Annotated in this window: 17 protein-coding genes; 6 read left to right on the top strand and 11 right to left on the bottom strand. The window is 57.7% G+C overall.

Features of this window, described 5'->3' with window-relative positions:
• Positions 1 to 681, bottom strand: a 681-nt coding sequence (locus VMU57_RS19690; protein WP_325386536.1) for a DUF3883 domain-containing protein, incomplete at its 3' end; no start/stop codon positions are given.
• Positions 682 to 779: 98 nt separating this feature from the next.
• Positions 780 to 980: a hypothetical protein gene (locus tag VMU57_RS19685; RefSeq protein WP_325386534.1), complete on the bottom strand. Its 201-nt coding sequence runs from the start codon at positions 978 to 980 to the stop codon at positions 780 to 782.
• 79 nt (positions 981 to 1,059) lie between these two features.
• On the opposite strand from VMU57_RS19685, the gene pyrH reads away from it, so the two are divergent.
• A complete protein-coding gene (gene pyrH / locus VMU57_RS19680; RefSeq protein WP_158910126.1) occupies positions 1,060 to 1,764 on the top strand; it encodes a UMP kinase in 705 nt (234 codons plus the stop codon).
• Positions 1,765 to 1,891: 127 nt separating this feature from the next.
• The gene (locus VMU57_RS19675; protein ID WP_325386531.1) at positions 1,892 to 3,040 is read left to right on the top strand and encodes an acyltransferase; all 1,149 of its coding nucleotides are present in this window, start codon (positions 1,892 to 1,894) and stop codon (positions 3,038 to 3,040) included.
• Positions 3,041 to 3,421: 381 nt separating this feature from the next.
• Here VMU57_RS19675 and VMU57_RS19670 read toward each other — a convergent pair whose 3' ends face one another.
• The 5 genes from VMU57_RS19670 to VMU57_RS19650 form a co-directional block, all read right to left on the bottom strand.
• Positions 3,422 to 4,684, bottom strand: coding sequence for a lactonase family protein (locus VMU57_RS19670; RefSeq protein ID WP_325386529.1), 1,263 nt, complete (start codon positions 4,682 to 4,684; stop codon positions 3,422 to 3,424).
• A gap of 111 nt (positions 4,685 to 4,795) precedes the next feature.
• On the bottom strand, positions 4,796 to 6,049 hold the full coding sequence (locus tag VMU57_RS19665) for a lactonase family protein (RefSeq protein WP_325386527.1): 1,254 nt from the start codon (positions 6,047 to 6,049) through the stop codon (positions 4,796 to 4,798).
• Positions 6,050 to 6,325: 276 nt separating this feature from the next.
• Positions 6,326 to 8,398, bottom strand: a complete 2,073-nt coding sequence (locus tag VMU57_RS19660) for a M13 family metallopeptidase (protein WP_325386525.1) — start codon at positions 8,396 to 8,398, stop codon at positions 6,326 to 6,328.
• Positions 8,399 to 8,574: 176 nt separating this feature from the next.
• Positions 8,575 to 9,660 carry an MlaD family protein gene (locus VMU57_RS19655; protein ID WP_325386523.1) on the bottom strand — a complete coding sequence of 362 codons (1,086 nt, stop codon included), beginning with the start codon at positions 9,658 to 9,660 and terminating at the stop codon, positions 8,575 to 8,577.
• 163 nt (positions 9,661 to 9,823) lie between these two features.
• Positions 9,824 to 10,201: a holo-ACP synthase gene (locus VMU57_RS19650; RefSeq protein ID WP_325386521.1), complete on the bottom strand. Its 378-nt coding sequence runs from the start codon at positions 10,199 to 10,201 to the stop codon at positions 9,824 to 9,826.
• Positions 10,202 to 10,412: 211 nt separating this feature from the next.
• Here VMU57_RS19650 and VMU57_RS19645 point away from each other — a divergent pair, with 211 nt between their 5' ends.
• Positions 10,413 to 10,778, top strand: a complete 366-nt coding sequence (locus tag VMU57_RS19645) for a hypothetical protein (protein ID WP_325386519.1) — start codon at positions 10,413 to 10,415, stop codon at positions 10,776 to 10,778.
• A gap of 37 nt (positions 10,779 to 10,815) precedes the next feature.
• On the opposite strand, the gene VMU57_RS19640 is transcribed toward VMU57_RS19645, so the two are convergent.
• Positions 10,816 to 11,412: a hypothetical protein gene (locus VMU57_RS19640; protein ID WP_325386517.1), complete on the bottom strand. Its 597-nt coding sequence runs from the start codon at positions 11,410 to 11,412 to the stop codon at positions 10,816 to 10,818.
• Positions 11,413 to 11,450: 38 nt separating this feature from the next.
• Here VMU57_RS19640 and VMU57_RS19635 point away from each other — a divergent pair, with 38 nt between their 5' ends.
• From VMU57_RS19635 to VMU57_RS19630, 3 genes are all read left to right on the top strand, one after another.
• Positions 11,451 to 12,152: an ABC transporter ATP-binding protein gene (locus VMU57_RS19635; RefSeq protein WP_325386515.1), complete on the top strand. Its 702-nt coding sequence runs from the start codon at positions 11,451 to 11,453 to the stop codon at positions 12,150 to 12,152.
• Positions 12,153 to 12,286: 134 nt separating this feature from the next.
• The gene (locus VMU57_RS23215) at positions 12,287 to 12,394 is read left to right on the top strand and encodes a hypothetical protein (RefSeq protein WP_414648692.1); all 108 of its coding nucleotides are present in this window, start codon (positions 12,287 to 12,289) and stop codon (positions 12,392 to 12,394) included.
• 146 nt (positions 12,395 to 12,540) lie between these two features.
• The gene (locus tag VMU57_RS19630; protein WP_325386513.1) at positions 12,541 to 12,813 is read left to right on the top strand and encodes a hypothetical protein; all 273 of its coding nucleotides are present in this window, start codon (positions 12,541 to 12,543) and stop codon (positions 12,811 to 12,813) included.
• Between the two features lie 63 nt (positions 12,814 to 12,876).
• Here the strand turns inward: VMU57_RS19630 and VMU57_RS19625 are convergent, their stop codons facing one another.
• From VMU57_RS19625 to VMU57_RS19615, 3 genes are all read right to left on the bottom strand, one after another.
• Positions 12,877 to 13,509 (bottom strand): carbonic anhydrase, encoded by a 633-nt coding sequence (locus tag VMU57_RS19625; RefSeq protein WP_325386511.1) that lies wholly within the window; start codon positions 13,507 to 13,509, stop codon positions 12,877 to 12,879.
• 19 nt (positions 13,510 to 13,528) lie between these two features.
• A complete protein-coding gene (locus VMU57_RS19620) occupies positions 13,529 to 14,098 on the bottom strand; it encodes a thioredoxin family protein (protein ID WP_325386509.1) in 570 nt (189 codons plus the stop codon).
• A gap of 70 nt (positions 14,099 to 14,168) precedes the next feature.
• A partial coding sequence (locus VMU57_RS19615; protein WP_325386507.1) for a PmeII family type II restriction endonuclease occupies positions 14,169 to 14,575 on the bottom strand: 407 nt, incomplete at its 5' end.

Raw genomic sequence — 14,575 nt, 5'->3', positions numbered from 1 at the left:
GCTTAAGAAAAATGGCGTTCGTGCCGAACCGTTTGTAGTCTTCACCTCAATCAGGCATTCGCGTCCATCAGGTTCGAATGAAAGAACGTCATAGCCTGCACCATCTCCATCTTCCGCTGCCACCCATCGCACCTTTCGCGCCAAGTCGACGCGGTCGGCCCCTGCGAGCACTGCTCTCTCAAGTTCGACGACAAAAGCTTCTCCAGCTTTGCCCAGGATTCGATTACGATGGTCTCTCTCCACTGGATCAAACTTTCGCACCAGACGCCGCAGGCGCTCAGGAACTTTCTGGTCGGCAACTGTAGCGATCGGAGGATCCACAAAGACGGCAGATTCGGCGATGACTACTGTAGGCTCGGTTGGAGTCAATTCGAGAATTGTTGGATGCAGGATAAGATAACGGTCGATGGCGTCGAAGATAGCATTTTGGTAGTTCCTCTTGGGCATATAGCCGGGTATCCACGGTAATCCGAGTTCATCGAGAACGGCAGAGATATTCTGATGCTTGAACTCAACTGATCGATGAGTGCGGCCAATTTGGGCCATAAGTGCCGCGCTATGTCTGGATTTAACGTATGGTCTTCCAGCAATATCGGCGGCAAGCATCACGAAATAATCAGCAATGATCGCGTTGAGTTCATCGTCCTGCCACGGTGTTCCGATCTTTCTATCGTCCGCCATTGAATATCGCAACCATTCTTGTCGTTGATGCTGATATGTTCGCAATAAAATGCGGGCGATTCCCAAAGCGTTTACCGCGCTAAACTGCCACTACGGCGTCACACCTCAATGGCTATGCTTTCAACTACGGATTCATCGCTACTCACCCAGACCCACGCATGAACCCACGCGCCAGAATCACTCGAACTGACCATAGCCTCAGGGTCGATCTCCAACTCATCACTGCACCAAAGTTTTTTAGCGGCTTCTCGATAGCGCTCATCTGTTATTGGCGTAGTTACAAATGCCGGATTAGTCATGGGTCTGATGTCTCCAAGTAATTCAGTCTAAACCCAGTTCGAGACCTTCTCCTTACTCCATGCGATACTTAAGCCTGACATGTACAAGCGAGTCCTCCTCAAGCTCTCCGGAGAAGCCCTTGCCGCAGGCAGCGGCTTCGGCATCGACGCAATCTTCATTCACAAAATAGCCGAAGAGATCGCAGACGCTCACGCGCTCGGCTGCCAGATCGGCATCGTCGTCGGTGGAGGCAACTTCTTCCGTGGCGTTGCCCAGCAGGCCATCGACATGGACCGCGTCGCTGCCGACCACATGGGAATGCTCTCGACCGTCATTAACTCCATCGCCCTGCAGGATGCCATCGAAAAGCGTGGCCTCACCTGCCGCGTCATGTCCGCCATCGAGATGCACCAGGTCGCCGAGCCTTACATCCGCCGCCGCGCCATGCGCCATCTCGAAAAAGGCCGCATCGTCATCTTCGCCGCCGGCACCGGCAACCCCTACTTCTCGACCGACACCGCCGCCAGCCTGCGCGCCATGGAGATCAAGGCCGACATCCTGCTCAAGGCCACCTCCGTCGACGGCATCTACACTGCCGACCCCAAGACCAACCCCGACGCCACCAAGTTCGACCAGATCACCTATAACGACATTCTCCGCCTCAACCTCCGCGTCATGGATACCACCGCCGTCTCTCTCTGCAAGGACAACAATATGCCCATGATGGTGTTCAGCATGAAAGAGCAGGGAAACATCGTCCGCGTGGTCGGCGGCGAAAAACTTGGCTCGCTCGTCACTGCCTGAAACGCCGTTCCCGAAGCACCCGGCATCGACCGCAGAAGCTGCGTCATTTTCCTGTTGTCTTGACCTCTGCCTGGCGCATCATCCAAGCATCTACGTTAAAGATCAGTCGCAACAGGAAACCCGCATTTTGCCAACCACCGCTACCGTCGCAGCTCCTGCCACCACCCGCAAGCCACCCCTTCCGGCCCTGACCGGCATCCGCACCCTGCTTGCCCTCAGCATCGTGCTCTTCCACTTCACCCCTTCGCATCTCGGCCCGCTCTACCCCTTCGTCGATAACGGCTATATCTTCGTCGGCGTCTTCTTCCTTATCTCCGGATATATCCTCACTTACAACTATGCCGACCGTGGCTCCAGCTTCAACAGGCGCAACTTCTGGGTCGCCCGCTTTGCCCGCCTCTACCCCATCTATCTGCTCGCCCTCATCGTCTCCGTCAAGATGCTCGAAGACGAGTGGGCTGTCCGAAGCCACGCCGAATTCTGGAAGGGAATCGTCCTCACTCCCTTCCTCCTGCAGGGCTGGAGTCCCAACCTCGCCACCTTCTGGAACACCGTCGCCTGGACGCTCTCCTGCGAGGTTATGCTCTACGCCGCCTTTCCGTGGCTGATCCGCATCCCCTGGCCCAAGACCGCAGGACGCCTCATCGCCCTGCTGATGGCAATCTGGGCCATCGGAATGGTGCCGCACAGCCTCTATATACTGCTCAACCCCGATCACCTCACCGGCCCCGTAACCCGTTACACCTCCACCTATCTCGTTCGTTTTCTCAAATTCACACCGTTGCCCTACGTCTGCACGTTTCTGGTGGGGGTCATCCTGGGCAAACTCCAGCATGTGCTCTCCATCACGCCACGCCAGCGCTTTGCCGTCGCCGCTGCCAGTGTGGGAGCCCTGCTGGTGGTCTTCTACGGACTGGTCGAACACCTGCCGTATCTTCTGATGCACGGCGGGCTGCTCATCCCGCTCTTCGCTGCCCTTGTGCTTGGCCTTAGCGGAGTGAACCCGGTGGCGGCTGTCTTCGCTTGCCGGCCGTTGCTGATCGTCGGCGAAAGCAGCTACTGCCTCTACCTGCTGCACTTCAACGTGCTGATCCTTGTCCGCAAGTACCACCTGTCGCAGCATCTGCACGTGGCTGCCCTTGACCCTTGGTTCTCCTACGCGTTTGTGATCCTCTTTTCGCTGGCCGCCTTCCGTTTCGTTGAGAATCCAGCCCGCAGATTGATACTTACCCACCTCTCAACCCGCCCCCGCGCCACCCAGACCACCTCGTCCTGAGCATTGTCGCCGCTGCCGCTGTCTTTGTAGTTGCACTTGCTTCTGGGTACGCCAAGGCTTCAGTCTTGGCGTATCTTTCCTTAGCCCCTGTGGGGTATGCCTTCCCTTCCAGCTACAGCGCTCCCCCCAATGTGAAAAACTCTGTCAAGTCGTAAATCGAACACCCTCTAATAAATCAGTGGCGTACGATTGCAAAAGAAGTTGTAAATTCAAGAGCCCGGCCATCGCGCCGGGCTCTTGAATTCATGTGAGAGTGGCTCAAAGTCCAGAGATAAGTCGTTTTCTTCGAAGAGTAAGCAGGGGGAGATACTTGACAGACTCGCGGTGGGCAATAAAAAGCCCCGCAATCGCGGGGCTTTTCGTTACAGCAACTGCGTGCTCTTAGGGGTTGATGATCTGGTTGGGATGACCGTATGAACCGTTAGCCACCGCCACTGCGCAGGTCGGAAGACCGGAGGTGGGGAAGGGCGTGTTCTGTACCGCGGTCAGGCCGCCGTTATGGGAGTTGAGTGCCTCGCCGCTGATCGTTCCGTCCAGGTAGTTCGAAACGTACAGGTACTTGCCGAGAGCCGGCTCGATGGCGATGCAGGTGGGGGTCGTTCCAACCGACGTCGTGGCCGAACCGACCGAGCTCACCGGGGCTCCGGTTGCGATGTCGATCGCATAGGCGCCTACCGTGTTGTCGTTGTAGTTGGCAACGTACAGGTACTTGCCTCGTGGATCGACGGTCACGCTGACCGGGAAGGTTCCGGTTGCGAACGGTCCATTGGTCATCGTGGCAAGCTGCCCGGCGGTACCGGTCAGGTAGCCGTAAAGCTGGTTGGTGGCCTTGTCGGTGACATAGACGAACCGTGCCGAGGGGTCCTCAGCGATCGAGCTGGGGGTGGTTCCGGCGGGGTAGCCGTTGAGGACAGGGACGCCGTTCAGGACAACGGTACCGTCCGTGGTCGGCGTCAGAAGGCCGGTCGAGGTGTTCTCGGCGTAGCCAAGAATAACGCCCAGCGGGCTGGCGGTGGTTGCATTCTCCTGGTCCAGCACGTAGACGAAGCTGTTGACCTTGCTGGTCACAATGCCGACCGGAAGGTTGCCGACGTTCTGGGTTCCTGCCACGGTCAGACTGCCATCCGCTGCGATGCCGAAGATGGTGACGCTGCCCGGTCCGGGGGAGCCAGCCGTATAGAGCTGCGTGTTATTCGGCCCGTTCTGGTAGGTATTGGCAACGTAGAGGTACTTGCCGCCAGCATCGATGGCCGCTGCTGTGGGCAGGCTGCCGGTCGTGTTGTAGGTGTTCTTCAGGTACAGCTTGCCGTCGGTTCCGATGGAGAACTCCATCACGGTGGAGTCGTCATGGTTGACCACGTAGACGAACTGGCCGTTCGCGCTGGCCGGTCCGACAACCAGTGTTACCGGTTTCTTTCCTGCCGCGATCGGGGAGTCCGCCAGCGGCGTGAGAGCGCCGGATTGATAGTCGACGGCAAAGGCGCTGACGCCGCCATCAGTCGAAGAGCTGGCTGAAAGAGGGGCTGAAGTGGTCACATAGACGTATGCCAACGTGTAGTCGCGGCTGCAAGCCGTTACGCCAAGACCAACTGCAAGAGACAAAATCGAGGCCAGTGCACCACGGCCTATGTTATTCAACTTCATGCTTACCTGGCTCCGGGGCAAATCGTTTCCGCCCGCTTCTGCTGTTTCAAAAAAACAATTCAGGGCTCATGCAGACACCCTGTCCTGTGGCTTTAGCTGGCATGCTGCCAGCTAGTTAACATTGCCGCTGACCGCGAGGCAGGTCGACAACCCTGTCGCAGTGAACTTAGAGCCTCTCCTCAGATTCGAGAGTTCGCCGGTGCTCTTGTCGAGGTTGAAGCCGGTGACGGTGCCGTCCACGTTGTTCGACGTGAACATGTACTGGTTCGAAGGATCTTCGACCATGCACACCGGGCCTGCGCCAACCTGGTAGGGATTGTTGCCCGTATCAGGAATCTCCTGCAGCTTGCCGGTCGTTCCATCAATGGTGTACGCCGAGATCGAGCTGTAGGCGGGAGCATTCGAGTTAGCCGACGACTGGTTGGCAACGTAGAGGTACTTATTGCTGCTGTCGACCATCGAATACACGGGGTTTGACGTCTGGCCAAGGTTCGCTATTTTGCCGCCGGTCACCACGTTCAAGGCGCAACCCGTTCCAACCGTGTAAGGCAGAATGTAACCACCCGGGCTGTCAGAAGTAGCACCCGCATCCGTGAGGTAGACATACTGCGAACCCGCATTGATCGAGGTCAGCCTGCCCGCATTGGTTTGAATGGTTGTGTTGGAGGGCAGCGTCAACTGACCTGCCGCGCCAATGCTGTACGGGAAGACCGTCTGGTCGCCCGAGTCCACCGTGAAGAGGCATCCGCTGCCGGCAACCTTCATCATGATGGGAGTATTGCCGACCGGGAAGTAGGTTAGCTGGGTGCCGTCCGTGTTCTTGATCTGCTTGTTCGGCACCAGCGTCAGACGCCCGGTGTCGTTGGCGACCGCAAATACGGTGATGTCGCCGAAGCATCCTGCGGCCGGGGCGCCAAGAGTGCAATCAGTTCCAGGCGCTTGCTGGTCGAGAACATAAAGGAAGGAGCCGGTGCTGTCCATCTGCGCCCAGACAGGCGTCGTACCCTGGCTGGCGAAGCACTGCTGGAAAGTCAGGACGCCGTCGCCGCCGATGCTGAACTCGGCGATGCCGCTACCGTTGGTGCCGCACTGCTGCGGTCCCGAGTTATTGCCCGAAGTCGGGGTAACACCCTCGTTCACCACGTAGAGATATCGTCCACCGGGGCGGACGACCAGCGAGACAGGATTCGACCCGCCGGAGGTGAACGGTGCATGCGGAATCTCTGTCAGATTACCGGTATAATCGTCGATCTTGAAAGCGGCGATCTGGTTATACTGCGTGCCAAGAACCCACATGAAACCGACGGTGCCGCCACCGCACGCCGTCATGCCTAGACCCATCGCTACGGACACTACCAAGGCCATTGAAACCCGGCCAATCCTGCTCAACTTCATGCGCTTCCTTAACCTCGCCAGTGATCTTGTTCGATCACCTTCTGCCGCGAGCAACTCTGTAGGGATACGATTCCTTCGCCAATTGTAGAAGCTGTTGCGACTTTATGCCACTTCCCGGAACGCATTCCTTGCCGAAGTTTCTGGTCACCAGCCAATGGTTACGTCGCCGGACCCGTTTTGCGCGACAAAAAGACCCAGACCGAGATCCGGGCCTTATGTCAGCGCTGGTGGAATTTACCAGCCTGGTTACCAGACGTGGCAGCTCTTTTCCGGCATCATCGGCTGGCCGACCTTGCAGCCAAACGCCTTGCCGAATTCGTCGAAGTTCTGCACGCTTCCATCAACGCGCCACTGGCCGCTGGAGTGCGGATCGGTCTTGGCGCGCAGGCGAGCGGCCTGTTCGCGGGTGTTCTCGCACCAGACCTGCCCCCAGGAGATGAAGTAGCGCTGCTCCGGTGTGTAGCCGTCGATTTTTTCTGTCGTCGACTTGTTCTCCTCGGCCAGCGTGCTCATCAGCGCGGCATAGGCGATGCGAAGACCACCGTTGTCCGCCGTGTTCTCACCCAGCGTCAGACGGCCGTTCAGCTTCTGGCCGGGAGCGACCTCGAAGTTGTCGTACTCCTTGACCTCGCAGTCGGTGCGCTCGTCGAACTTCTTCTTGTCCTCCGGCGTCCACCAGCTGCGCACGTTACCCTGCGCGTCGTACTGGCTCCCCTGGTCGTCAAAGCCGTGCGTCATCTCGTGGCCGATGACGATGCCGATGCCGCCGAAGTTGACCGCTGGATCAGCCTTGAAGTCGTAGAAGGGGGGCTGCAGGATTCCGGCAGGGAAGTTGATGTCGTTCATCGCCGGGTTGTAATAGGCGTTCACCGTGGGTGGCGTCATGTCCCACTCTTTCTCGTCGACGGGCTTGCCAATCTTGTTCAGGTCGTGGCGATCGGCAAAGGCGCTGGCCCGCTCCACATTGCCGACGGGGTCGTCTCGCTTGACCACCAGGGTTGAGTAGTCGCGCCACTTGTCGGGATAACCAATCTTCTGGCGGAAGGCCTCGAGCTTCTTCTCCGCCTGTACCTTGGTGGCGTCGCTCATCCAGTCGAGATGCTGGATATCTTGCCCAAGAGAGACTTCGAGCGCATGGACGAGCTTGTCCATGTTGTCCTTGGCAGCGGGAGGGAAGTTTTTGGCGACCCAGTCCTGCCCGACGGCCTCGCCCATGGCGCGGTCGGTGGCGACGGTGCAGCGCTTCCATCGCGGCGTGATCTCTTTCTGGCCGGTCAGCGTGGCTCCGTAGAAGTCGAAGTTTTCCTCGACGAAGGGCTGGCTGAGGTTGGCAGCGAAGCGATGGACCGTGTGCCAGCGCATGTAGCTCTTCAACGCATCGACGCTGGTGGCGTCGATCTGCTGCTGCATTGCCTTGAAGAAGCCGGGTGAGACAATGTTGGCGGTCTCGAGGCCGCCCTCTTTCTTGGCGTCGAGGTAGACCTTCCAGTTGAAGTCCGGAGTCATGGTCTGCAACTGGGCGATGGTCATGACGTGATACACGTTCGCGGGATTGCGACGCTCGACGCGCGCCATCGAACCCTGCGCCAGCGCTGTCTCCACGGTCATCACACTCTGCGCTTCGGTCGCAGCCTGTGCGGGCGAGTCCCCAAGCAGCACGAACATCCTGGTCACATGCGCGACGTATTGTTCGCGGAGTGTCTTGGAGCGCTCGTCCTGGTTGAGGTAATAGTCACGGTCGGGAAGGCCGAGGCCACCCTGGTCCAGCGCGCCGATCTGCCGCGTCGAATCCTTCTGGTCCTGTTCGGAGCCGAAGTCGAAGAAGAAGCCGACGGCGTATTTGTTCTCCATCGTTCCCAGCAGCGTGGCCAATGTCTTTTTGTCGTTCCAGTTGGCGATCGTCTTCAGCGCCGGTTCAATTGGCTTCGCGCCGAGCTGGTTAGCCAGATCGACGTTCATGCAGGCGGCGAAGTAATCGCCGTACTTCTTTTGCAGTGGAGTCTTCGGAGTGTCGGCTGCCGCCTTCAAATCCTGGTAAAGAAGATAGTTGTTGCGTTCCGCCAACTCATTGAAGCGGCCCCAACGCGTCTGGTCGGCGGGAATGGGATTCTCCTTCTTCCAGTTGCCGCACGCATATTGATAGAAGTCGGTGCAGGGATCGGCGGTCTTGTCGATTCCCGAGAGGTCGAAGCTGATGGGCTCCTTCGGTACGGACGTGGGCGCCAGCCCTGTGCCTGCTTTATTTGCCGGGGTCGAGGACTGGCCGAGACAAAGGCCACTGCCTAGCACCAGGAATGCAGCGAAATATTTGAAGGTCATGAGTCTCCCTGAAAATGGCGAAGGTGCAATATTGATAGATTCAGCATAAACCGCGCCTTTCTTGCTACAAAGCTTGGTGGGTCAACAGTAGAAGCGTGAGGGGTGGTCGAAGTGACTGGGTGCAACAAAGAGTCCAGGCCGAAGCCTGGACTCTTTAGTCTTGTGCAGAGGGAAGCCTAGAAGATTTTCAAATGAATAGTCAGATACTTCTTCGGGTCTTTCCGAATGGTCGTCACCAGGTCGGTGCTCGCGCTCAGCAGATTATTCAGATTGCTGTAGGCCTGGTCGTCCGTTGTGAGCTTGCCGAGCGTTCCCTTGCCGTCATTAATGCCACTCACCAAAGTATTGACCTGCTCCAGCGTATGGCTCAAGTCATTCCGGAACTTCGGATCCTTCAGCATCAGGCCAAGGCCGCCCTTGCCCGCGTCCGCGTCCGTCATAATCGAGTTGGCATGGATGAGCGTCGAGTTCAGGTTCTTGTAAAGCGAGTCGTCCTTGAGCAGCATCCCCGCCGAGCCCTTGCCGCTATTCAGATCGTTGGCAATGTTCTCCAGCTTTCCGGCAGCGTCGTTCAGCCGGTTATACATGGTGTCGTCCGTCATCAGCTTGCCGATGGAGCCGCGACCGTTGTTCAGGTTCTTCTCGAGCGTCAACAGCTCGTCCACGGTCGCGTTGGCCTTGTTGTACAGATCCGGGTTATTGATCAGCTGGCCGACTGAGCCTTTGCCTGACTGGAGATTGTCGACGATCACATTCATCTTCGACAGAATCACGTTCAGGCTCTCGATGGTGCCCTGACTCGCTTTGACGACATCGGTGATGCTCGGAGTCTCCAGTGTCGTCAACTCATCGCCATCCTTGAGAGGAGGCCCAACGGCAAACTGGCTGTTGATGTCGACGACGGTATCGCCGAGCACGCCCACCGTGGTCAACGACGCCTTGGAGTCTTTCTTCAAGCTGGCGGTATATTTTTCGTCGAGCTTAAGGACAACCTTGACCGGGGTCAGTTTGCGGCTGGGCGAATTAACCACCGTTACGCTCTTCACGGTGCCGATAGTAACGCCTTCAAGGTTTACGGCAGCGCCTTCTTTCAGGCCTGCGGAGTTCTCAAAATAGACGGGGATCGTCAGCTTATGCGAGAAAAGCCCCAACCCCGAGGCGCTGGTCATCAGAAACAGCAGCGTCACCAGAATTACTGACGAAACCAGTACAATCACGCCCACTTTCAACTGCGACCATCTGACCTCCTGCTGGCTGGGCATAGCTCTCCTTCAAATATCTTTCAACGGGATGCGACACAGGCAGCAGGGTACCTGGTAAATGAGAGGATACATCAGCCGGGCCGCTGTCCGGCATATCTTCTTCTATCGCTCCCAATGCATAAAGCGCTTGCTTTCAATGGATGCATGAAATTGGGCAATGGTTTCAATTCTCTGCAATGACGACGGCCATAGCGACGTCGCGGCTATGGGTCAAACTCAGTTGCAAATGGCGCACACCCATGGAATCAGCGCGTTCCGCCGCCCTTCCCGTGAGATGCAGCGTGGGCCGTTCGCCGGGGTTGCGACGCACTTCGATCTCCCGCCAACTGATTCCACGGGCGATGCCCGTCCCCAGTGCTTTGGCTGCTGCCTCTTTGGCTGCAAATCGGGCTGCAAAACTCTCCGCGGCGTGCTTCTTTTGCTGGCAGTAAGCAATCTCGCCTTCGGTAAAGACTTTGTCCATAAAGCGTTGTCCGAAACGGGCGAGGCTCTGCTGGACGCGCTCGATCTCGATTAAATCTGTGCCTAATCCAAGAACCATTCGGCATCTCCTTCGGCCCGTCCAACCTCGCCACCGTTTATCTCATCAACCTTAGGTAACTGTAGTAACTGTGCGCGTCCATTCCGAGCACTTCCGATACTCCCTGCCGTCACATGACTACGGTGCGTTGTCTCTATCACGCTTCTCACGATCCTCTCCGATGAACAGCCTAACGGCAGAAATTTCTCGCCCCCGGCGGCTACAGGATACGATGCAACTTCTTGATATACAGAGCTTCAGCTACGAAGAGCGGCAAGGACTGCTCCCCACCCTGACCTCCGCGCTGGCTGACTGCGGAGGCTGGGTCCTCTGCCGCCGGACGCTCTCTCCCTCCATGATGGAGATCCGCCTTGAAATACAACTTCGCTCCATCGTCGATCTCTACGCCTCCATCGTATCCTCCGGCCTCGAGCTGACCCGTGCGGGCCATCTCGCGCTCACCGATCTCTGCACCTGCCGCAAAAATCTTGCCACTCCGGCCGATCTGGGCCAGGTCGTCACCATCCGTCTCGAAATCAGTTTTCTTGAAGATGTGACGCTGCAGTCGCTGCTGATGATTGGCACTATCCCTGCATAATGGTCGACCCTCTTAAGTCAGAAAGAGTTTCCAGAACTTATTGGCCCAGCCAAACCACTGTCCGTTGATGGAGCAGGCTGTCGGAATCTCCAATGACCAGCACTCCCGGCTGACGCTGACCGCGGGTAAATACCAGCCCCAGCCCAGTGGCATCTCCCGCTACTTTGAATACAGGCTGGCTCAATACAGAGTCTCCTGCCGCAACTTTCGCTGTCAGTTGGACGCCTGAGACCGCGGTCGATTCCTCCCACCGCCGCCCCTGCTTGTCGATCAGATATGCCCGGATCAGCCCTTCGCTCTGCATCTTCTCCTTGCCATGATTCGAGATGCGTACTGATACGCGAATCAGCTTGCTGCCATCCTGAATCAGGTAGCCTGGCAGCTCCTGTACGCTGGTCACCGCGAAGCACATCTCGTCGAAGCACCGGTCCTGCCCGAGAGCTACTACTTTTTGCGGCTTCGTCAGCGAAGTCCACAGCAGAACCGTCACATAGATCACCCAAACCGCGACGATCCACAGCGAGTGCCATGCCGCCTTCCGGCGTTCCTTCCGTACCAGCGAGATCGTGATTCCGGCCGCGCCGACCGCCGTCCAACCCGCCAGCACAAGCAGCAGCAACTCCCGAAAATTCATTTCAGATCCTCACTCGCGATAAACTTCATAGTAACTACATGGCACCCATCATTCTCGCGCAGGATCTCAGCAAGACGTATCGCTCCGGAAAACTCGCAGTCACGGCGCTCCGCAAAGTCAGCTTTGCCATCGAGCCCGGCGAATTTGTGGCCATCGTAGGCCCCTCGGGCTCCGGCAAATCGACGCTCTTCTATATTCTAGGCGGCCTCACCCACACGACCAGCGGCTCGGTCTGCATCGACGGCGTCGACTTTGCCACGCTCGACGACGGGCAGCGCACCAAGATGCGCCGCGCCAAGATCGGCTTCGTCTTCCAGCGCTTCAATCTGCTGCCCACGCTTTCGGCGATGGGCAATATCGAGATTGCCCACGATATCGCGAACCTCGGCTCCCCGAAAAAGGAGATCGACAGGCCGCTGCTCGATCAACTTACCCACATGCTGGGTATTGATGGCCGACTCGACCACAGGCCCAACGAGCTTTCTGGCGGCGAGCAGCAGCGTGTTGCCATTGCCCGGGCACTCATCACGCGGCCTGCCATCGTGCTCGCCGACGAGCCCACCGGCAACCTCGATACCAAGAACTCCGACGCCGTGCTGGGGATGCTTCGCAAGTCGAGCCGTGATCTGAAGCAGACCGTCCTGATGATTACGCACAATAGCGAGGCCGCGCAGATTGCCGACCGCATCCTGCATATGCGCGACGGCGAGATTACGCACATCGAAAAGGGCAGGGGATAGCCGGTCCATCTCGATGACAGCCCAGAAATGCCGGTCTTCGCGTCCTCGTCAACACCTGCGATGCCTCATTGCACCTGCAACGCGACCCCGGCACCATCGCGCTGCCAGTGATCGCTATCTCCGGCATCTATGGCATGAACCTCAAGGGCCTGCCCTTTGAGAACTCTCCGAACGGGGCCTTTATGTGGGCGGACTTACCGTCGTGTGCACGGCATTGTTGCTGGTCATCTTGCGCAAGCTGAAATGGTTTTAGACGCCCATCACAAAAATCGGCGCTAACCTTCGCAAGATGAAAAATCGTCTCTCGTTATGACTTGCCGCATTACGCGAAGACGGTTTTTGGCATCTCTTCTTATTAGACAGACTGTGTCACAAGGAGATTTTCGTTATGACCGATTACCGCGTAGCAAAAGGCGAGGCGCATGAAGATCAGGTAACAGCCGCGATTGAAAAGTTCACAGCACAGGTTCCCTCCAGCGTTTATCTGGGCCTTGCTTTGGCCTCGATGGCAGTTTCGCTCGGCTTTTCCGCAGCGAAGAAGTCTCATTCCGCCCTCTTCGTGGGCCAGTGGGCGGCGCCCTTCCTGCTCATCGGCGTCTACAACAAGCTAGTTAAGATTCACGGCTCCGATGGCACTCGAGCCAGCCAGCTCTCCCAGTAGCAGAAGAAAGGCCCCATCCGGTAATACGGAGGGGCCTTCTGCTTTATGTCGTGTCGAAACGGTTTACGCTACGGGTACGAACTCGTTCGATCCGCCAGCGGAGATACGCACCTCGCCTGTGCCTATCTCATAGACCCAGCCGGAGATGGTCAGCTCCCCTCGCGCCATGGCGGCAGCCACCGATGGATGCGTGCGCAGGTGATGAATCTGGAGCAGGACATTCTGTTCGGTGACGCTGCGCATCAGCGCCTCAGGCGCCTCGTCTTTGGCTCCAAGGGCCTCAGCTACACTCATCGCCGTCGCCGCATTCTTCAGCCAGTTTTTGACGGCGGGCATCGCCGTGACGCTGTCAGGCGCGAGCAGACCCTTCATGGCTCCGCAATCGGCGTGGCCGCAGACCACCACATGCTTCACCTTCAACAGGGTGACTGCGTACTCGACCACCGCGCTTACGCCTCCCATCATCTCGCCATAGGCGGGAATCAGGTTGCCGATATTGCGTAGCACAAACAGCTCGCCCGGCTTCGTTTGCGTGATTGTTTCGGGTTCAATCCGCGAGTCCGCGCAGGCCACGAAGAGCGTGTGCGGCTCCTGCGGTACGCTTACCGCCTTGCGGTACATCTCCGCCTGTTCGGAGTACACCGTCGTTTGAAACTGGCGAATCCCCGCCTTCAACTGCTCAAGCACATCCTGCATAGGTCCTCTTTTTCAAGGTTTAAGCTTCACGCCATTTAATGTTGCAGCCAAGGCTGGTCCGCTGGTTCGTGTCCGGCCGCTTGCAGGCGATCACGTCGTCCAGGGCCTGGCGCAGGTCTTTGCCCGTGACCGGAGTATCGTTGCCGAAGTCTCCCCGCCGCGGTCGGCTCTCGTCCAGCTGTCCCCGGTAGACGAGCTTCATCTCGGCATCGAAGAGGAAGAAATCGGGTGTGCATGCGGCGTCATAAGAGCGTGCCACCTCCTGCGACTCGTCGAACAGGTAAGGGAAGCGGAAGTCCAGCCGCTCGGCCTGGGCCTTCATCTCCTCAGGGCCGTCCTGCGGATAGGCGACAGCGTCGTTTGACGAGATGGCGACGATGCCGATCTTTCCCTCGTAGTCCGCGCCGATACGGGCCAGTTCTGCCTCGACGTGCTTCACATAAGGGCAATGGACGCAGATAAACATCACCAGAAGGCCGTTTTTGGCTACATCGTCTCGTCCAACGGCCTTTCCCGTCACTACATCCGCCAGTTCAAACGCGGGAGCCACCGTTCCTAACTCCACCATGGCCGATTGTGTCCTGGACATCGAAATCCTCTCAGTCTCTCCTGTCCATCATATTCGCCCGGGTTTTTCCGGGAACGGTTTTGCTGATCGATCAGTAAGGAAGGTTTTCCGAGACAAACTGCACAACCTTTTTCCAGTTGATCGCCCCGTGCTCGTCGCAGTATTCATTCGTGAACTCGCGGGTCATCCGGTTATAAGCGTTGTTCTTTTGTTCCTCAAATTCTTCGTTGAACTTGTCCGCCTGATGTCCGAGCGGTTGAACGATGTCCGTATACAGGTCTCGATCTCCGGAGAGAAGGTGCCAGAAGCTCTGGCCCCCGATGTGGAGGAATTTCCCGTTGTCCACCGTCTTGAACCTTCCGTAACAAATGCCAAGCGTTGGCTGAATTTGGCCGGCTTGTTTGGATTGCTTCAGGACTTTAACTGCGCCGACGAATTTTCTCTCGAGCTCCGCGTGTTGAGTTGAATTCCCCCAGTTTTTTCCCGATTTCACCGCAA

This window comes from Edaphobacter sp. (assembly GCF_035532915.1).
Lineage (GTDB): Bacteria > Acidobacteriota > Terriglobia > Terriglobales > Acidobacteriaceae > Edaphobacter.
Note: the sequence above shows the minus strand (reverse complement) of the source record. Positions and strands in the feature narration are given on the sequence as shown.